The sequence below is a fragment of the Hominiventricola sp. genome, assembly GCF_057604405.1.
In genome coordinates this window covers 25,401-43,777 of the sequence record NZ_DBLYVB010000016.1, presented here as the reverse complement: position 1 = coordinate 43,777, position 18,377 = coordinate 25,401, and the positions used below count along the sequence as shown (strand labels likewise).

At 46.6% G+C, this 18,377-nt stretch carries 17 protein-coding genes and 2 pseudogenes; 5 read left to right on the top strand and 14 right to left on the bottom strand.

All coding sequences use genetic code 11. From position 1 onward, the window contains the following. Position 1: 1 nt before the first annotated feature. The 8 genes from ACZMB2_RS10300 to ACZMB2_RS10265 all read right to left on the bottom strand — a co-directional run bounded on the left by ACZMB2_RS10300 (position 2) and on the right by ACZMB2_RS10265 (position 6,950). Positions 2-745 (bottom strand): hypothetical protein, encoded by a 744-nt coding sequence (locus ACZMB2_RS10300; RefSeq protein ID WP_487596689.1) that lies wholly within the window; start codon positions 743-745, stop codon positions 2-4. 22 nt (positions 746-767) lie between these two features. Then, positions 768-2,144, bottom strand: coding sequence for a DUF5702 domain-containing protein (locus ACZMB2_RS10295; RefSeq protein WP_487596688.1), 1,377 nt, complete (start codon positions 2,142-2,144; stop codon positions 768-770). A 16-nt stretch (positions 2,145-2,160) separates the two neighbouring features. Then, positions 2,161-2,352 carry a Flp1 family type IVb pilin gene (locus ACZMB2_RS10290; RefSeq protein ID WP_487596687.1) on the bottom strand — a complete coding sequence of 64 codons (192 nt, stop codon included), beginning with the start codon at positions 2,350-2,352 and terminating at the stop codon, positions 2,161-2,163. A gap of 13 nt (positions 2,353-2,365) precedes the next feature. Further along, a complete protein-coding gene (locus tag ACZMB2_RS10285; protein ID WP_487596686.1) occupies positions 2,366-3,559 on the bottom strand; it encodes a type II secretion system F family protein in 1,194 nt (397 codons plus the stop codon). Further along, positions 3,556-4,245 (bottom strand): type II secretion system F family protein, encoded by a 690-nt coding sequence (locus ACZMB2_RS10280; protein WP_487596685.1) that lies wholly within the window; start codon positions 4,243-4,245, stop codon positions 3,556-3,558. The genes ACZMB2_RS10285 and ACZMB2_RS10280 overlap by 4 nt, the downstream gene beginning before the upstream one ends. Next, on the bottom strand, positions 4,196-5,476 hold the full coding sequence (locus ACZMB2_RS10275) for a TadA family conjugal transfer-associated ATPase (protein WP_487596684.1): 1,281 nt from the start codon (positions 5,474-5,476) through the stop codon (positions 4,196-4,198). Before ACZMB2_RS10275 ends, ACZMB2_RS10280 begins: the two co-directional genes overlap by 50 nt. Positions 5,477-5,485: 9 nt before the next feature. After that, complete coding sequence (locus ACZMB2_RS10270) at positions 5,486-6,487, bottom strand: P-loop NTPase family protein (RefSeq protein ID WP_487596683.1); 1,002 nt, start codon at positions 6,485-6,487, stop codon at positions 5,486-5,488. A 190-nt stretch (positions 6,488-6,677) separates the two neighbouring features. Next, entirely contained in the window at positions 6,678-6,950 is a 273-nt protein-coding gene (locus tag ACZMB2_RS10265; protein WP_487596682.1) for a pro-sigmaK processing inhibitor BofA family protein, read from the bottom strand. Between the two features lie 126 nt (positions 6,951-7,076). Here ACZMB2_RS10265 and ACZMB2_RS10260 point away from each other — a divergent pair, with 126 nt between their 5' ends. The 3 genes and pseudogenes from ACZMB2_RS10260 to ACZMB2_RS10250 form a co-directional block, all read left to right on the top strand. Beyond that, the gene (locus tag ACZMB2_RS10260) at positions 7,077-7,295 is read left to right on the top strand and encodes a YaaL family protein (RefSeq protein WP_487596681.1); all 219 of its coding nucleotides are present in this window, start codon (positions 7,077-7,079) and stop codon (positions 7,293-7,295) included. A gap of 97 nt (positions 7,296-7,392) precedes the next feature. Next, the gene (metG, locus tag ACZMB2_RS10255; protein WP_487596680.1) at positions 7,393-9,345 is read left to right on the top strand and encodes a methionine--tRNA ligase; all 1,953 of its coding nucleotides are present in this window, start codon (positions 7,393-7,395) and stop codon (positions 9,343-9,345) included. Positions 9,346-9,378: 33 nt separating this feature from the next. Next, positions 9,379-11,151: pseudogene (locus ACZMB2_RS10250) on the top strand (DUF885 domain-containing protein); the annotation flags it as partial. Between the two features lie 18 nt (positions 11,152-11,169). Here ACZMB2_RS10250 and ACZMB2_RS10245 read toward each other — a convergent pair. The 6 genes and pseudogenes from ACZMB2_RS10245 to ACZMB2_RS10220 form a co-directional block, all read right to left on the bottom strand. After that, positions 11,170-11,604, bottom strand: coding sequence for a MarR family winged helix-turn-helix transcriptional regulator (locus ACZMB2_RS10245; protein ID WP_487596679.1), 435 nt, complete (start codon positions 11,602-11,604; stop codon positions 11,170-11,172). A 63-nt stretch (positions 11,605-11,667) separates the two neighbouring features. Then, positions 11,668-13,563 (bottom strand): PTS sucrose transporter subunit IIABC, encoded by a 1,896-nt coding sequence (locus ACZMB2_RS10240; RefSeq protein ID WP_487596678.1) that lies wholly within the window; start codon positions 13,561-13,563, stop codon positions 11,668-11,670. Between the two features lie 37 nt (positions 13,564-13,600). Next, a complete protein-coding gene (locus ACZMB2_RS10235; protein ID WP_487596677.1) occupies positions 13,601-15,010 on the bottom strand; it encodes a glycoside hydrolase family 32 protein in 1,410 nt (469 codons plus the stop codon). Beyond that, complete coding sequence (locus ACZMB2_RS10230) at positions 15,007-16,011, bottom strand: LacI family DNA-binding transcriptional regulator (protein ID WP_487596676.1); 1,005 nt, start codon at positions 16,009-16,011, stop codon at positions 15,007-15,009. Before ACZMB2_RS10230 ends, ACZMB2_RS10235 begins: the two co-directional genes overlap by 4 nt. Positions 16,012-16,126: 115 nt before the next feature. Next, positions 16,127-16,651 carry a spore maturation protein gene (locus ACZMB2_RS10225; protein ID WP_487596675.1) on the bottom strand — a complete coding sequence of 175 codons (525 nt, stop codon included), beginning with the start codon at positions 16,649-16,651 and terminating at the stop codon, positions 16,127-16,129. A gap of 48 nt (positions 16,652-16,699) precedes the next feature. Beyond that, positions 16,700-17,067 (bottom strand): annotated as a pseudogene (locus ACZMB2_RS10220) (Lrp/AsnC family transcriptional regulator). Here ACZMB2_RS10220 and ACZMB2_RS10215 point away from each other — a divergent pair. Beyond that, entirely contained in the window at positions 17,066-17,236 is a 171-nt protein-coding gene (locus tag ACZMB2_RS10215; RefSeq protein ID WP_487596704.1) for a hypothetical protein, read from the top strand. The pseudogene ACZMB2_RS10220 and the gene ACZMB2_RS10215 sit on opposite strands and share 2 nt — an antisense overlap. 87 nt (positions 17,237-17,323) lie before the next feature. Then, entirely contained in the window at positions 17,324-18,361 is a 1,038-nt protein-coding gene (locus ACZMB2_RS10210) for a threonine aldolase family protein (RefSeq protein ID WP_487596674.1), read from the top strand. Positions 18,362-18,377 lie beyond the last annotated feature (16 nt).

Below are 18,377 nucleotides of genomic sequence, written 5' to 3'. Positions count from 1 at the left end.
TTCAATGACTCCCTCCGCATCTGGAACAGCTTCTCAACCCTCCCACCTGCGATAAGGGCACTGCCATAATGGTTCTCTTCAATCCCTGGCAAGTGTTTTTGTTATGATAACTGCTTCCATAATCAGTAATATAAACCAACATATCCGCCTGCTGTTTTTTGACACAGTATTCACAGGGCGTATATTTTCCTCCGGATTCATTCCGAAGACCTGACAGCTCTGCCGATGTCACAGAACGAATCGTTAATCTTAGATAAGTGCAGTCCCTGCTTCTGTGATACACTTCTCCCTCCGGTGTCCGATATACCAGTTCTTCTTTTCCGCCCGCCTGAAAAGATTCCCCGGTATACCCAACCCAGCTTCGTACCGTAACCTTCTGAACCGTTCCTCTGCTTCCGAATCCCACGACTGCAAACGGCAGCTTTGCTGTCTCATAATCATATAAGGTAATATAGGGATTCTGTCCGGTAAACGCTTCCGCCGTTACTGCCAACAGTTCTGCTTTCTCTGTCAGTTTCCGGTAATCCTTCGCCTGCAGGGCGGAGAAAGAAAATAAATATAACAGTGCGGTCACTGCAAAGAGGAAAGCCGGAAGAGCCAGCGCTGTCTCCAGCGTAAAACTGGCCTTCCGTAAGGTGCACCGGGATGCTCTCCCGGACAGAAACGTAGTTAAATGTACCTGTTTCCAAGCGTGGGGTGTCTGGAGAGAGAACTGTAATTTGTTTGTCTTTATTCGGAAGAACATCCCGGTACACCTCCTTCTTTAGTTATTCATACTGATAGCTCCGTTCCAGTTCCATATCCTCCATCCAGAACTGTGCCGTCAGTTTCTCAATACAGTGATCCACATGAATCTTCTCGCAGCCTTCTGTCTGCCGGAGCTCCCCTTCTATCACATCCAGCCCTCTCATGGCCAGGCGTTCTTCCGGATAGAAGGTCAGTACCATCCGTAGAAACAGATCGTAACTCAAGCCCTTTTGTTCTGTCTTCTGCTCGTCATACCGTCCCGCATCCTGTAAAAGCAGCAGTACGCCGGATAAAGGTACCTGCCAGTTATTCTCATCCTTTAGGAGCGCCACCTCTTTTCCCTGCAGAAGCTGACGCACTTCCACCAGACTTTCCCCATAAGCCCAGCCCAGCAGGATTAACTGCTTCACGCTTTTTACAAGACCTTCATTTCCCGTAAGCCCCGCCAGAGCAATGGCCAGAAGTTCTGCTTTTTTCCCATAATCCTTATGTGTCAACAGAAAGGTATAATTCACTCCTTCCCTCATAAGCAAAAGTGACCGAAGTGTCTGCTCCAGATTTTCCGCATCGGATCCTTTTCCCCAAAGTATATATTCCATCTGATACGAAAGATATCTGCTCTCTTCCGCCGGTTCGTCTTCCTTTTGCACTGCGTTGGTCAGATGTTCCTGCAGATAACTAATAAAAAGCTGTTTTTCCAGCATTCCATTTTCCGCAGTTTCCGCTGCCCCGGTTCCCTCTGACAAGTTCCTCACCGACGGAACCGTTGCCAGATCCACCGTCTTTTTCGAAATTCCATCCGGATCTTTCATTACCTGCCCCACGGCAAACTGTTTCCACAATCCATCCCAGCTGTATGCGTCTCCATCCAGGGTCTCTTCTTCGTCTTCATAGTCCACCACGCTGTCCTCATACGCCTGACAGTCTTTCTGGAACTTTTCACTGCTTTCATTTAATTCCTCCCGAAACTGCTCGTCCCATATCCAATCCTCTGCCAGAGACAATCCGGTCTGCTCTTTCATAGCCCGGACCGCCTGCTGATAAAAGACCATTCCATCTCCGTCCGTGGCCCTGGCAAAGTCTTTGACCTCGATCCCTTTCATCTGTAAATTCAGTGCCGTCCCCCCTTGTGCCCTTTTTAGGTTATCTTCCGTAAATTTCCACAGATGGCTGCAAAGCTCATCCCGGTTCTCCTTTCCACTTCGAAAAGAAGTATCCAGATAAAACAAATCATACTGTTCCAGCAAATGGGGTTCATATTCTGAAAAGAGAGAAAACAGACTGCTCTCTGCCACCTGTTCCGCCATTCTCCTTGCAGACTGCTTCTGCACCGACTCCAGACAGATGAGATACAAACTTAAAAATACAAGAAATGTCAATGCCAGCCATACAGTCACCTGGCCTTTTCGCTTCCTATACACTGCTGCTCTGAGAAACGATTTTCTCAAAAATACTGTTTACCACTTCCGTAATTTTCGTCTTGAAAATAATGACTAACCCAATAAGAACCACAATAATCAGAATCACTTCCACGACACCCATTCCCCTCTGGTCTTCCCAGAAGTTTTTCAAAAACCACTTGATTTTCCATATCTTCTTTTCCATAGGTTCCTCCTGTTTATATTTGAAATGACACCACTGCCGGATACATGATCATGACCAGAATGGTCAGCAGCATCAGTATCATGGGCAATAACAATTTGCTTTCACATTCTTCACCCATCTTTTTGGCCAGCGCCTTCCTGTTTTCAAAAGCCTCCCGTGACTCTTCTTCCAGAAGCTCTGACAAATTTTTCGTACCTCTCCGGAGATTCTGGCTCAGCAATGTCCCCAGCTTCAGATAAGACGGCAGCCGGCATTTGGCCCCAAAGTGTTCATAGGCAGTGCTCTCTGGTACGCCATTTTGCATTTCATACAGCGCTGTACACATTTCTTCATAAGCTTTATTACAGGATTGCCTCCCTTCCTGTCGATAGCCTGCCACAATCCGCTCCCATGCTTTTCTGGTGCTGATTCCGGCACTCATATAAAGTCCCATACGACTCACAATCTCCGGATAAGCCAGCTGCATCTGGCGCTCACGCTCTGCGAGTGTACGTTCTTCTTCCTGCTTTTCCCCCAATTTCATGGCACATACCGTCAGAATAGTAAGCGCTCCAAGCAAGAGCCAGGTAGTATCCTTTCCGGTATACCAAATCAACGGATTGCCATCCAGTTCTTCCGGAAGTACCAGTTCCCTACTATTGTCCTTCTGCAATTCGGAAAGCTTCCACGAAAGTACACGAAGCTGATCTTCCTCCACACTTTCATCCGGTGGCTGAATGGTAATGGTTCGCTGCCAGTCCTCTGCCTCTCCCTGCAGCTCCAGCACCACCTGTATCTGAAGCTGCACCGGCTCTGTCAAACTTTCGTTTTTCACAGTTCCATCCACAGTCAGATATTCCCAGGAACTTGCATACCACTGAAGGCTGATCCCCGTTTCCGGTTCTTCAGACGGCATGGATACGTTTCCTCCAATATGTTGAAGATCCGGATTCCTATTTAAGAAAATTTCCTCCAGCCGGGCTTTTGCCTGGTTCATTTTTTTCTTTACCTGTTCCTCCGAAAGCTTTTGCTCCTGTAAAAGCAGTTCCATGGAATATGTCTTTTCTCCGATCCGGACTTCCAGATTTGTTTCCTGACTGCCGGTTCCCTGTTCCGGGCGCAGCAACCGCTGAATCGGCTTGTGCCCGTACAAACTATAGATCCAGAATCCTGCCGTTAAAAGAACTCCTGCCAGTACTGCCAGATATTGTTTTCTTTTCTGTGTCATATGTCAAACTGCACCATCCTTCTTCCCAGAACGCAGGCCCCCAGATACACCAAAAGACAGCCTGTCATGACACAGATTCCTGCCAGGTTATGATAAAGATCTGCAATGAACTCCCCTGAACCCAGCCGGATATACAAAAGCACCCCCGCCGGCATGACCATCATGATGCGCTGCTCATATATTTTTGCTGCCAGAAACGTATCTATTTCTCTTCGGGTATCCATAATCTCCGCCATCTGTGCCGATGTTTTTCGAATAATTCCATTGAGACTTCCACCGCTTCCCCTTGCCGTGCAGAACACTTCCACAAAACTTTTCACTTCCTCGTAGGGATGTTTTTCTGCCAGTTCTTCCAGAAGCTGTTCCGGCCGCTGGTTATTGCCCGCTTTCCGGATCATTTCCTCCAGTTCTGTCAACATGATTCCACCCTTTGGAAACATGAGTGCCAGCTCTCTTCTGGATTTTGCAAATGCATTTTCCACGGAATATCCTGCCGATAAAGACGATGCCAGCAAAAGAATCCATTCCCGGAACATTTTCAAAAATTGCTCTTTTTCTTTTTTCCTTCTGGCAGCCCTGCATTCCCTGTGCCAGATGATCAAAAGAGGACTTAGAAAAAATACTGCCAGAAATGTATCATAATACAGCCAGGAAATTCCCGTCAGCAGGAGCAGTCCGCAGCTCATATCCATCAGAAATTCCTTTTTCTGTTTGCCACATACCGGCACGCTGAAATTTTTCAATCTGTTTCATCTCCCCTACCCTCTCCTGTATTCCACAGATTTTTCCATTTCTTTCCCCGGTTACCCGGAAGAGGAAAAGTGGATTTAGTTCCACCTGTTCCCCTTCCATCCCGGTCACTTCCGTGATTTCAAGAAGCCTGCGGCTTTTATCCCGTAGTCTTCCCAGATAAACGATCAGATCCACTCCGGATGCAATCTGCCTCCGGATGGCCTGTAAGGGCAATTCCATCCCCATCAAAACCATGGTTTCCAGACGGGTCACCGTATCTGCGGTGCTGTTGGCATGGCAGGTGCTAAGGCTTCCGTCGTGACCTGTGTTCAGACAGGTCAGCAGTTCAAAAGCTTCTGCTCCCCTGACTTCTCCGATGATCAACCGCGTAGGCCGCATGCGGAGAGCCGCCTTGATAAGATCCCTCATGGAAATTTCCCGGCAATCCTCCGCACCGCCATCCCTTGTTTCCAACCGGACCAGATTCGGTACATTCCTGATCTGAAGTTCTGCTGTATCTTCAATGACAATCACTCGTTCATCCTGTGGAATATGCCCTGCAAGTACGTTCAGAAAGGTGGTTTTTCCGCTTCCGGTGCCACCTGCCACAAGAATGGAGTAACCGGCCTGCACCGCCTTCTTTAAAAATTCTGCTTCTTCCTCTGAAAGACTTTCCAATTCCAGCAGTTTCTGCATGGTCACAGGCTCTTCCGGAAATCTTCGTATTGTGATGATAGGCCCGTTAACCGCAACCGGAGGCAGTACCACATGAACCCGATCCCCGTTTTCGAGTCTTGCATCGACAATGGGAGAAGCTTCGTTGACTACCCGGTTGCATGCTCCTGTAATCTGCTGGATAATATCCAGAATCCGTTCTTTTGAAGAAAAGGATTTTTCCCAGCGGCTCAGTTTTCCGTTTTTCTCCAGGAAGATACCATCCGTTCCGTTTACCATAATCTCCGTAACACTTTTTTCTTCCAGTAATTCCTGAAGCACGTCCATCTTGCGAAGGGCATAAAACAATTCTCTTTTTATCCTGCACCTTTCATTGAGAGACAGATGCCGTTCTTTTCCACAGAATAATACAACTTCATCAATCAGTTCCTGTATTTCTTCATCCGATACCTCCCGACTTAAATCCACCCGTTCCAGAATCTGCTTTTTTAATTCTTCACACAGCTCCATGGTTCCTCCTTATTCCCGGATCAGTCCCCGGATATATGCACCCAGTTTCTGCCGGGGCAGCGCCAGAAGATCTTCTTCGCTGTCAGGCATATGTTCCAGTTGTGGAAGTTCCAGCTTCTGTAGCTTTTCCAATACCTGCAAATTGTCTAAATCCGAAATGTATCGCTCCCACTGACTGATCTTAGCCCTGGAGATCATATCCTGACGCACCGGCATATAGATTCCATCGCACTGCTGCAAAAGTTCCGGTTCATGACCCATGGCATTTCCCAGATCCAGAATGATCACATCATAGGAACTTCTTGTCCGTATAAGCCTCAGCAGATAATTCCACTCTTCCAGTTCAATCTGACGAAAATCCGTATAAGAGTCACAGGGCGGGATATAATCCATCCGGTCCAGTTTCTGGACCATACTGTTTAACCGATAGAGAAACTGTGTGTTATTTTTTTGTCTTAAAAAATAAATGAGATCTGACATGTTCCAGTGGCCGCTTCCCATAAATTCGGCCATTCCGGAATTTTCCTCCAGATTCAGATATAAAAGGTTCCGGCTCTCTGCCAGTATCTGGCCTAATGTCAGTGCAAATACTGTCTTTCCGATTCCCCCTACCGGTGAATACACCCCGATCAGCCTGTTCTCCTTCCCCACTCCGGTAATATACGTCCCTTCTGTATCCTGCCCGGAATAGTAATACATGATTTCCCGGAGAATATTTTCCGCCGACTGGTACTTGTAGATGACTGGCTGACTGCTGAATTCTTTCATCAGGCTTCCTTCCGAGAGGATGATCACACATGAAATATGGATGAGTTCCCGATATCGCTCATACCATTCCGCCGTAATCAGCAAAATTTCGATCTCTTCCCCGGCAAGTGCCTTCACCAGCTGTTCTTCGTCCGTACATCCCCGCACCTGAAAGAGCTGACCTTTCTTCAGGTTCACATACTCCATGAACGCATTTGCATACATTTCACAGGCATCTGCAACCCACAAAACCGTGCTTTTCACATAGATACCTCCAGCAGCATCTTTTTTCTTCTGTGCTGCAATTTTAAAATGGAATTTGGCTCAGAATAAAACTGTGAGCCTATGGCGAAATGCCACATTAAGATAAACGTTTATCACAAGACTCATTATAATTGCTCCCCTGAGGGCTGTCTATGGGGTTTACAATTTGTTCACAAATTTTGGGAATATCTTACAAAAGCCGGATGGCTGCGACGGCATAAAGCAGAGAAACCCCGCTAAAACCAAGGGTTCCGGATGTCAAAAGACTCCACGGGTTCAGACCCACAGCACATGGAATCCCCCAATTTGCCAGCACTGTATTGACCCCCAGGATGACAATTCCACCCATGACGGATCGAATACAGAAATTTAACAGCATCTCTGCTTTATGTTTTACGGTTACCAGGAACAGCACCAGCAGACAGGCACCGATAATCAGAAGCATCCCTTTTTCTTTTTCCATACATTCCGCTCCTCTCCATCCAACTATATGGATTTTCCAGAAAAATATTCCAGATTTCGTATAAATTTTCCTGTCCGCGACTATACTGATACTAACCTATAGATCCAGACAGGAAGGAACATGCTTATGAAAATGAAAGGAGAAGCACCCGTACCGGACACCCGGAGGCAGCAGCTGATGGAAGATCTCGCCCGAACCAAGTCCGCTCTCGACCGTGCTTATTCAAATTTTGAAAATGTCGTAGACCCGGATCTTGTTGACTCTTCTATTTATGAGCTTCAGGCTGTACAACTGCGCTATCGTTTTCTTCTCCGGCAGGCCTCTCTGCTGGAAGAAAGCTCCTGACATCTAGTGTCTGGCTGCTGTTTGAACAGTAACATAATTGACTTCTTTTTCCTCCTGTGCTACTCTGATAAAAGCATAAACTAACAGAGGTAAGCAAATGGAAAAGAAAAAATTTTATATGACAACCGCCATTGCCTATGCATCCGGAAAACCTCACATTGGCAACACCTATGAGATCGTTCTGGCAGACAGTATTGCCCGCTATAAGAGATTTCAGGGTTATGATGTGTTCTTCCAGACCGGAACCGATGAGCATGGCCAGAAAATCGAACTGAAGGCAGAAGATGCCCGTATTACTCCGAAGGAATTTGTCGACAATGCAGCCAGTGAGATCAAGAGAATCTGGGATCTCATGGATACTTCCTACGACAAATTCATCCGTACTACTGATGAGGATCATGAAAAACAGGTTCAGAAGATCTTCAAATATATGTATGACAAGGGAGATATTTACAAGGGATCCTATGAAGGAATGTACTGTACTCCCTGTGAGTCTTTCTGGACTCCATCCCAGCTGGTAGACGGCAAATGCCCGGACTGCGGCCGTGAAGTACAGCCTGCAAAAGAGGAAGCATATTTCTTCAAAATGAGCAAATATGCGGATCGTCTGATTGATTACATTAACACCCATCCGGAATTCATTCAGCCGGTATCCCGTAAGAACGAGATGATGAATAACTTCCTTCTTCCGGGTCTTCAGGATCTGTGTGTATCCAGAACCTCCTTCAACTGGGGTATTCCGGTTACCTTTGATCCGAAGCATGTTACCTACGTATGGCTGGATGCTCTGACCAACTACATTACCGGTATCGGTTATGACTGCGACGGCAACAGCTCCGAACAGTTCAAGAAACTCTGGCCGGCTGACCTGCACCTGATCGGAAAGGATATTATCCGTTTCCATACTATCTATTGGCCGATTTTCCTTATGTCTCTGGATCTTCCGCTGCCAAAACAGGTATTTGGACATCCGTGGCTCTTACAGGGTGACGGCAAGATGAGTAAGTCCAAAGGAAATGTGCTCTATGCCGATGATCTGGTAGATTTCTTCGGTGTGGATGCAGTCCGTTATTTTGTTCTTCACGAGATGCCGTTTGAAAATGATGGTGTCATCTCCTGGGAACTGATGGTAGAGCGCCTGAATTCCGAGCTGGCAAATACTCTTGGAAATCTGGTAAACCGTACCATCTCCATGTCCAACAAATATTTCGACGGCGTTGTTACCAATACCGGTGTTACTGCAGAGGTAGATGAGGATCTGAAAGCAACCGTTCTCGGAACTCTGGCAAAAGTAAATGAGAAAATGGACCAGCTTCGTGTGGCAGATGCTCTGACTGAGATCTTTGCACTGTTCAAACGCTGCAACAAATACATTGATGAGACCATGCCCTGGGCACTGGCAAAAGATAAGGCACAGCAGGATCGTCTGGCAACGGTTCTCTACAACCTGGTAGAAAGCATCAGCTACGGCGCAGCTCTTCTCGAGTCCTTCATGCCGTCCACTTCCAGAAAGATTCTGGAGCAGCTGAATGCAAAATCGCGTACCATTGAGGAAATGGCACAGTTCGGTCTCTATGAATCCGGTACCAAAGTGACAGATCAGCCGCAGATTCTCTTTGCACGTATGGACATCAAGGAAGTACTGGAAAAAGTCGAGGCTATGAAAGCAGAGAAAGAAGCTGCAAACGCTCCGAAAGATCCGGTCATTGACATTGAGCCGAAAGAGAACGTATCTTATGATGACTTTGCAAAACTGCAGTTCCAGGTAGGTGAGATTCTTTCCTGTGAAGCTGTTCCGAAGGCAGACAAACTGCTCTGCTCCCAGGTAAAGATTGGCAGCCAGGTACGTCAGATCGTATCCGGCATCCGCAGCGGATATACCCCGGAAGAGATGGTTGGCAAGAAAGTCATGGTTCTTGTAAATCTGCAGCCAAGAAAGATCCGTGGACTGGTATCTGAAGGAATGCTGCTCTGTGCAGAAAATGAAAAAGGTGAACTTTCTCTGGTTGTTCCGGAAAAAGAGATGCCGGCAGGTGCTGAAATCTGCTAATATTTCACAGAGAATTGTAACAGCCGTGTGAGCATGCTCACACGGCTGTTTATTATCTTGCCAGTCATACCTGATTTCTTTTTCTCATATACTTTTCTGACCCCATTGGATCAGGAGATATCTTTCATGCGCAGAACTCTTATGTTCCAGACCGCCGGACTTTTCTTTTTTTCCCTGCTATTGTTCCTTACCATTCCCTTTCTGTCGGAAAAAAGCTTTTCCGATTTTACCAGGAATCTTTTCCGGCAGGAGCTTTCAGGAAATACCTTAAATCTTCACTATACCCTTGCCGATCCTGCTGCCTTTGGGATTACGACGAATCAAATCTCTTTTGGCCCATTTCCTGCAGAACCGGACCAGGAAAAACCCGCTGCTCTTCAGCAGTTAAAAGAAGAACTGAAAAGCTTTTCCTCCCTGACCGAGGAAGAACAGCACACGAAAACGCTCCTCTCCTGGTGGCTTGACGGACAGATTGCCCTGAACGATTTTTATTATTTTCAGGAGCCCCTTGGCCCTACACTCGGGATTCAGGCCCAGCTTCCCATTCTCCTTTCCGAATATGTTTTCCGTTCGGAGCAGGATGTGCACGATTATCTTGCCCTGCTTTCCCAGTTCCCGGATTATTTTTCCGCGCTTACTGCCTTTGAACAGAAAAAAGCAGAGGCTGGACTTTGCATGAATGCAGAAAGTCTTGAAAAAGTCATTTCCCAGTGTCAGAATTTTCCTTCCGACGCAAAGAACCATTTTCTGACTGCCAGTTTTGAAGAACGACTCGCAGGCTGCTCATTTCTCACCTCTAATCAAAAGATTTCTTACGAGATTCAGCAGCAAAAACTTCTCGCCGACGCTGTCTTTCCTGCTTACGAGCAGCTTGCCTCTGATCTTGGTGACCTTCGTGGCTATTGTCCGGAAGAACCCCTGGGACTGGCTCACGTTCCAAACGGCACTTCCTATTTTCGATGGCTTTTAACCTATGAAACCGGCACCAACCGGACGGTTGCCGAAATCCAGAATCTTCTGGATGACCAGATTGCTTCCGACTATGAGACGATCCTTCAGGCAGTTCAAAATGGCGTGGATCTGCTTCATCCGGTATCTGAAACCCTTTTACCGGATACTGAACCAGAACAAATGCTCCTTTATCTGTCCGAAGAGATTCAGAAGGACTTCCCAACCGTACTGGACATTACCTGGCAGATCAAAAATGTGCCGGATGCCCTGACTTCCACATTAAGTCCCGCCTTTTTCCTGACACCTCCTTTAGATATTCCCCAGGAGAATACAATCTATATCAATCCATCCTATGAGCCGGATGAAAAGGAGCTGCTCACCACACTGGCCCATGAAGGGTATCCGGGCCATCTTTATCAAAACACTTTTGAAGCTCTGCTGGACCCGATCCGCAGTCTTCTCTATATCGGTGGTTATACGGAAGGATGGGGGCTGTACAGTGAACTTTATGCCTATGATTTTCTTGGATATGAAACAGAAACAGCATCCGCTCTCCGGGCTCTCTCTTCCCTTAACTATGCCATCTGCTCTGTCCTGGACCTGAAAGTGCACATGGACGGATGGAAAGAAGAAGACTGTGCAGAATATCTGAAAGCTTTTGGGATTTCCAAGGCAGAACAGATCCATTCCCTTTATCTTACCCTGCTGGAAGAACCCGCCAATTACCTCAAGTATTATCTTGGATACTTGGAAATCTGCAAACTGAAAGAGAGTGCTTTCACACTCTCTCCTGATCTTTCACTTATGGGATTTCACCGCTGGTTCCTGGAATATGGTCCGGCTCCTTTTTTCATGCTGCAGGAAAATCTGGAATCAGAACTCCTTAAAGTATCCTCTCAGCTTCTCCAGTGCCCGCGTCAGAATATCCAGTTCCTCGCCCTGGAACCCATCCATGACCGTCTGCACCATCCGCCGGTGGAACTCTGCATGCTTCTCGTAAGCTGATCTTCCTTTGTCTGTCAGGGAGATCAGCACCACCCGCTTGTCCTCGGCGCTTCTGACTCTGGTCACATACCCTTTTTTCACCAGATTGTTGATGGCCGTTGTCAATGTTCCCATGGTAACTGCCATGGTCTTCGCCACTGTTCCCATATTTTTCGGATCTTTGATTCCAATGGCATCTATAATATGCATATCGTTAATGGAAATCTCCTTAAAGCTTCCTGTAATCAATGCTTTTTGTTCCACGTCCAGAATTTCGTTGAACAGCATCACCAGCAAATTGTTAAAGACTTCCTCCTGATTCACGTTTCCACCCTCCATGTGCCCTTTATGATTTTCAGTATAACACACGAAAATGAAAATCGTCTATTATTTTACGGCAAAAATCTGATCCAGTTCTTTCACTTCACCGGTTTTCAGAATCTCTACATCTTTTGCTTCTGTTGCCACAACAACGACGGTAACATCATAACCTGCTTTTTCCAGAGCTTCCTTGTCAAACTCCAACAGTTTTTCACCCTTTTTTACCTTGTCACCGGTCTGTTTCAGCGGAGTGAAATGAAGTCCCTGAAGCTCTACCGTATTCACACCCACGTGAATGAGAATCTCATTTCCCAGACTGCTCTTTAAGCCAATGGCATGTTTGGTATCAAAGAACAGGGTAATCTCACCATCAAAGGGCGCTACCACTTCCCCTTTTTCCGGAATGATTCCCACACCTTTTCCCAGCATTCCTGCTGCAAATACATCGTCTTTGATCTCGGTATAGGAAATGGAAGTACCTGCTGCCGGTGCACAGATGATTTCATCTTTCTGTCCCTGCAACGTCTCTTTTTCTTCTGATACTTCTTCTACCAGTTTTTCAGAAGGAGTGGCTTCCTGCACCGGATCTTTGTATCCGAACATCCAGGTCAGGGCAAATGCCACACCTGCGGAAATAAGGAACATAATAATGTAGTTAATCGGATCATTCAGGCAGAGCAGAAGTCCGAAGATACCAGTCACTCCGGTACCGGTTGCACCCAGTCCTACAATAGACGCATACAGTGCTCCGCAGGCACCACCTACCGCACCGCAGATGAACGGACGGAAGAACCGCAGATTGACACCGAAAATCGCAGGTTCCGTAATTCCCATAAAACAGGACATGGCGGACGGAACTGCCATGGATTTGGTCTTCTGATTTTTGGTTTTCAGGGCAACGGCCAGTGCTGCTGCGCCCTGAGCGATGTTTGCTGCAGATGCCAGCGGAAGCCAGTAAGTCTTACCGTAAAGTCCCAGCTGCGCCACATCAATGACCGTATACATATGATGAACACCTGCTACTACCGTTGCAGAGTAAAGACCACCCATAATAAAGCTTCCGATACCGAACGGAAGGGTGATTAACTGCTGTACGCCTCCGATGATGGCATTTTCAATGGTGACAAAGACCGGGCCGATGATAGAGTAGGTAAGATAACCAGTTACAAAGACGCTGACCAGTGGAGTGACGAACAGGTCGAACATAGCCGGTACAATCTTGTGAAGCCGTTTTTCAATAAAGCACATCACAAAGACTGCAATGATAACCGGGATTACATGACCCTGATAACCTACCATGTCAATCTTATAAAGACCGAACCATACGCTCTGGGTCTGCTTTACACCCTCCGTTGCCACGGTCCAGGCATTCTGCAGGTTCGGATGGATCATCAACATGCCGATGACTGCTCCCAAATACTGATTGCCGCCAAATACTTTCGCTGCGCTGAACGCAATCAGAATGGGAAGGAAGGTGTAAGCCGTATTTCCAAACAGATTGGCAAACACAAAAATAGACCCGGAAGTATCAATGTTCAGAAAACCGTTGTTTACCATGAAATTTAATGCTTCCATGATACCCATAAGGAATCCGCTGGCTACAATGGCCGGAATGATCGACACAAAAATATCCCCCAGTGTCTTAATGGCCTGCTTATACCAAGGCTGTTTTGCTGTTGCAGCCGCTTTAGCTTCTTCGGTACTGGCTCCGGTCAAACCGGAAATCTTCAGAAATTCATCATAGACTTTATTTACCACACCGGTTCCTAAGATAATCTGAATCTGTCCGGATGCGCTGAATACTCCTTTGACACCGTCAATTTCTTCCACCTGTTTTTCATCACATTTATCATTGTCTGCCAATACCAAACGCAGTCTGGTAGAACAATGGGCTACAGAGATAATGTTCTCTTTTTTACCCACTTTTTCATAGATTTCTTCTGCAGTCTTTCTGTAATCCATGCTCACTTTTCCTTTCCCCTTCTGTTATCAATCTTTATTACACTTTGTATCGATAAAATCCTGTCAGCCCTTCCCCGCTTACTTTTACGGTGTACTGATCTTTTTCAGGATAACATCTCGTGGAAAATACGTCTTTTCCATCATTCATAAATACTTCCACACAGGACGCATCCACAACCACACGGATGTCCGTGCATTTCTGCATTTCTCTCGCCCGTAAGCCTCTGCCGCATCCCAGCTTCTCATTGAGAAATTCCATTCTGAATACGTATTCTTCAGGACTCCACGAAAGCTTCAGTCCATCTGCAATGAGGACCTCCCATTTCTGATTGGCATTCTTCAAATCCAGTTCGTAGCAGATATCGGTAGTTCCTGCATATTGTCCTTTCAGTGGAACTTCTTCGTTCCACCACTGAACAAGCTCCCGTACCGGATTCTGACATACAATACCGTCTTTTAAGCTTACCTCTCTGGCCAGAGTCAGGCAGTGCTGCCATCCATCCTCAACGGTCTGGTTAGTATATTCATCGGTAGAATCTGCCATACCCATCCAGCCAAGAAGAATTCTCCTGCCATCCTCCAGGAGAAAGGTCTGCGGTGCGTAGAAATCAAATCCGCCGTCCAGTTCCCGGAAGCCTTCCGCTACACCGTCTGTCCGAAAATCTCCTTTAATAACAGTAGTCACGGTCTGATACTTATTGGCGTATTTGTATCCATCCTGCTCCACTCCCTGAGGAGAGATACAGAGAATGGAATGCCCGTCCAGTTCATAGAGATCCGGACACTCCCACATAAATCCGAATGTCTCCTCCGACTCCAGTCTGTGAATGCAGCTCCAATGACGTTTGTCCTCTGATGAGAAGACCAGCACCACGCCTTTATCCGCTTTGGTTCTCGCGCCCTGAACCATGTAGTAAGTTCCATCCTGTTTCCATACTTTTGGATCTCGCACATGACAGGTCAGATCCCATGGATAATCCTTGTTGGTCATGAGCAGTTCCTTGGATTCAATCTGCCCACCATTACTGCTCACTGCCAGAATCGTATTAGATTCCCTTCCGTTGGTAATGTAGTTATAATCACCCGATTGCTTTACATTGCCGGTATAAAATAAATACATCTTTCCGTCTTCCACCAGTGCAGATCCTGAATAGGCACCATGACAATCATATGGCTGATCCGGCAGCATAGGCACTCCGGTGAATTCCCAGTGAAGCAGGTCTTTGCTCTCACAGTGGCCCCAGAATTTTAATCCACCTTCTGGTTCAAACGGGGACATCTGGAAAAATGCGTGATACGTATCTCCTATCTGGCAGAGTCCGTTGGGATCGTTAAGCCAGCCCACCGGCGTTGCCGCATGGAGCAGCGGAATCCATCGTTCCGGCTTTTTATGTCCTTGGATTTCTTTTGTTACCAGTTTTTCAAGTGTTCGATGTAATGCGTTCATTTCTCGTTCTCCTTTCTTCCGACTCTATCCGAGCTTTCCCTGCAGATCAGTTCTGCATGAAGCGGGTGGTCCAGTTTTTTTGTCTCCTCCGGATGCTCCAAACGCTCCAAAAGTCGTGTCACTGCCAGCTCTGCCATTTTCTGATTAGGCTGTGCAATACTGGACAGCTTCGGATACAGATATTCACACATATAGGTGTTATCGAATCCCACAACTCCCGCCTCTTCCGGAATACGTATTCTCATCTGCTCCAAAAGTCCCAGCACCTGCACGGCTCTGCGGTCATTATAAGCAAAGATTCCTGTGGGTCCTTGATGTTTGCTGAAATGTCTTTCCAATGCGTCCCGAACCTGCTCCGTATCCTTTGCGGTAATCACGGTTAGATGCGTAGATACGCCCTTTCGTAGTTCTTTAAGAATCTGCTCAAATCCTATATATTTTTCATCTGCTGTATTTCCCAAAAACAGAAACTCTTCATATCCCTGCTCACACAGATGTCTGGCCGCCTGAGCACCGGCCTCTGCGTGGTCCACATAAAAAGAATCCATTCCCGATGCCTTTCTTGTAATAACCACCGCCGGAATCTCAAGCTTTGCTACTTGTTCCTTCCACTGAGCAGATTCCGCTTCCACCGGAACCACAATCAGTCCGTCCACCCGGTAGCGCCGCACCACATCCAGACATTCCTTCTCATGATCCCGATCATAACCAGAATTAAAAAGAATCATACTATACCCAGCCTGTCCTGCTGCCTGCTCAATATGTTTGACCAGATCTGCAAAAAATGCATTTCCAATATCTGTAACTACCACACCGATCAAATGGGTCTTACTTCCCACCAGGCTCTGGGCCATAACGTTTGGTTGAAACTCATGTTCCCTGGCACATGCCAGCACCCTTTCCCGGATCTCCGGATTTACTGCTTTATTACCATTCAATACACGGGATACGGTAGGCTGTGATACCCCCGTCAGTCTCGCTATTTCTGCCATTGTAATCATATGTCTCTCCTGTTCGTGAATACGTATTCACAAGTTCTGACATCAGAATACCATGTCCTCATTTTCCCGTCAATTGGAACATATTTATAATTTTCAGCTTTGATTTTTGTGCAGATTACATGAGATGCGCCAACACCACACTGGCTGCGATACCAGCCGCTGTGGCAAATAATGCACCGGCCAGCGTCCAGCGGGTTTTTGACACCTTTGCGGTGAGAAAATAGATACTCATGGTATAGAAGACCGTTTCCGTACAGCCCATCATAATGGACGCTGTCATACCGATCAGAGAATCTGTTCCGTATTCTTTATAGAGATCCAATACAAGGGAAATGGCTGCGGAAGAAGAAAAGAGACGGATCAGTGCCAGCGGAACCAGCTGCTCCGGCACATGAATCCATCCTGCGGGCACTGACAAAACCTCCGCTGCCAGATCAAGAAATCCGGACGCCCGCAGCATGCCCACTGCTACCATAAGCCCCACCAGTGTCGGCAGAATCTTTATAACGGTTTTTCCTCCTTCGGAAGCGCCCTTTACAAATACATCATAGACTGGCAGATTCTTCGCAATCCCACAAGACACCACATAGAAAATTAACATGGGGATGAGAAAATCCGAAAGATAAGAAAGCAGATGCATAAAGGTTCCCCTGTTCTTTTTTATCAGTATATTCCTCTCTTTTTCCTTCTATTCAAAGGAAATATCCAGATGCTCCACGGAAGTTGAAAATACAATCAACGTTTTGGTATGGCCAAATTGCTGCAATTCATTGATAAAATGATCCAACTCCACGGTGGACTGGTAGGCTACTTCAATGAGCATGGAATAATCCCCGGTCACGCAGTTACATTCAAGACATTGGGAATGGACTGCATAAACGGATAAAACTCCTTTTTCTGATAAGGCTCCACACTTAAATTAATAAATACCTTGATGCCATATCCAAATGCTTCATAGTTGACCTGGGCGTGAAATCCTTTTAAAATACCTTCCTTTTCCAGACGGCTGATCCGCGCCGACACGGCAGGAGAAGACAGATAGACCTCTTTTGCAATCTCCTTTACTCAGAAAGCAGCAGATATTGCAAAAACAGCGTTAAAGACCAATCGAACTGTCCGTGAACTCGTTCTGGAGCAGAAATTAATGACCGCCTCCGAACTAAATCATGTATTGGATCCCTATGCCATGACGGAAATCAGTGACTCCATGAAAAAGCCCATGTAAAACGTCCTTCTTGTCTTGTGGTTTTCTCTGTGTTAAACTGGAATTATCGTTTTTATATAGTTTTTAGTTACGTGGAGGAAGAATGAAATGCTGTCATTTGCCAATGACTATCAGGAAGGCGCTCATGAGAAGATTTTGCAGCGTCTGATCGAAACTAATCTGGAGCCGGTTTCCGGATATGGAACGGACCCTTACTGTGAACATGCAAAAGAAAAAATCCGCAGAGCCTGCGAATGCCCGGAAGCCGATATCTGGTTTCTGACCGGCGGGACACAAACCAATCAAGTAGTAATCGATGCCATGCTGGCTCCTTATGAAGGAGTGGTTGCTGCCGAGACTGCTCATGTAGCTGCCCATGAAGCCGGCGCCATCGAATACAGCGGACATAAAGTACTGACCATCCCTCAGCATGAAGGAAAAATTCTGGCAGAAGAACTGGAAACATTTCTCCGGAAGTTCTGGGATGATGAAAATCATGAGCATATGGTATTTCCAGGCATGGTCTATATTTCCCATCCTACCGAATACGGTACCCTTTATACAAAAAATGAACTGGAAAACCTCTCCGCCATCTGCGAGGCTTACCAGATTCCTCTTTATATGGACGGCGCAAGACTTGGATATGGTCTCATGAGCAGCAACACCGATGTGACCCTGTCCGTCATTGCCCGCTGCTGCGACGCTTTTTATATCGGTGGAACCAAAGTAGGTGCTCTCTGCGGTGAAGCCGTGGTATTTCCAAAGAATAACACTCCGAAACACTTTCTGACCCGCATCAAACAGCATGGCGCGCTGTTGGCCAAAGGCCGTCTTCTGGGTATTCAGTTTGATACCCTTTTTACGGATGATCTGTATTTTGTGCTGAGTCGCCATGCCATTGATATGGCAGAACATTTAAAAGAAGGCCTCCTTGAAAAAGGAATTTCCTTCTATCTGGAGTCTCCTACGAACCAGCAATTTCTTCTGCTCACCGATGAGCAGGCTGAACGACTGAAACACGAAGTCAGTTATTCCTTCTGGGAGAAGCCTGATGAAGATCATACCGTCATCCGCCTTGCCACCAGCTGGGCCACCACGAAAGAGCAGGTGGATGAACTGATTGAGGTAATCTGCAATCTTTTATAAAAAAATCAGGCAGAAA

What these genes read in the sequence shown, in the direction of transcription:
- ACZMB2_RS10300 (WP_487596689.1), bottom strand. Translation starts at nt 745, where the DNA reads ATGTTCTTCCGAATAAAGACAAACAAATTACAGTTCTCTCTCCAGACA.
- ACZMB2_RS10290 (WP_487596687.1), bottom strand. Translation starts at nt 2,352, where the DNA reads ATGGAAAAGAAGATATGGAAAATCAAGTGGTTTTTGAAAAACTTCTGG.
- ACZMB2_RS10285 (WP_487596686.1), bottom strand. Translation starts at nt 3,559, where the DNA reads ATGACACAGAAAAGAAAACAATATCTGGCAGTACTGGCAGGAGTTCTT.
- ACZMB2_RS10280 (WP_487596685.1), bottom strand. Translation starts at nt 4,245, where the DNA reads ATGAGCTGCGGACTGCTCCTGCTGACGGGAATTTCCTGGCTGTATTAT.
- ACZMB2_RS10275 (WP_487596684.1), bottom strand. Translation starts at nt 5,476, where the DNA reads ATGGAGCTGTGTGAAGAATTAAAAAAGCAGATTCTGGAACGGGTGGAT.
- ACZMB2_RS10265 (WP_487596682.1), bottom strand. Translation starts at nt 6,950, where the DNA reads ATGGAAAAAGAAAAAGGGATGCTTCTGATTATCGGTGCCTGTCTGCTG.
- ACZMB2_RS10260 (WP_487596681.1), top strand. Translation starts at nt 7,077, where the DNA reads ATGAAAATGAAAGGAGAAGCACCCGTACCGGACACCCGGAGGCAGCAG.
- metG (WP_487596680.1), top strand. Translation starts at nt 7,393, where the DNA reads ATGGAAAAGAAAAAATTTTATATGACAACCGCCATTGCCTATGCATCC.
- ACZMB2_RS10240 (WP_487596678.1), bottom strand. Translation starts at nt 13,563, where the DNA reads ATGGATTACAGAAAGACTGCAGAAGAAATCTATGAAAAAGTGGGTAAA.
- ACZMB2_RS10235 (WP_487596677.1), bottom strand. Translation starts at nt 15,010, where the DNA reads ATGAACGCATTACATCGAACACTTGAAAAACTGGTAACAAAAGAAATC.
- ACZMB2_RS10230 (WP_487596676.1), bottom strand. Translation starts at nt 16,011, where the DNA reads ATGATTACAATGGCAGAAATAGCGAGACTGACGGGGGTATCACAGCCT.
- ACZMB2_RS10225 (WP_487596675.1), bottom strand. Translation starts at nt 16,651, where the DNA reads ATGCATCTGCTTTCTTATCTTTCGGATTTTCTCATCCCCATGTTAATT.
- ACZMB2_RS10210 (WP_487596674.1), top strand. Translation starts at nt 17,324, where the DNA reads ATGCTGTCATTTGCCAATGACTATCAGGAAGGCGCTCATGAGAAGATT.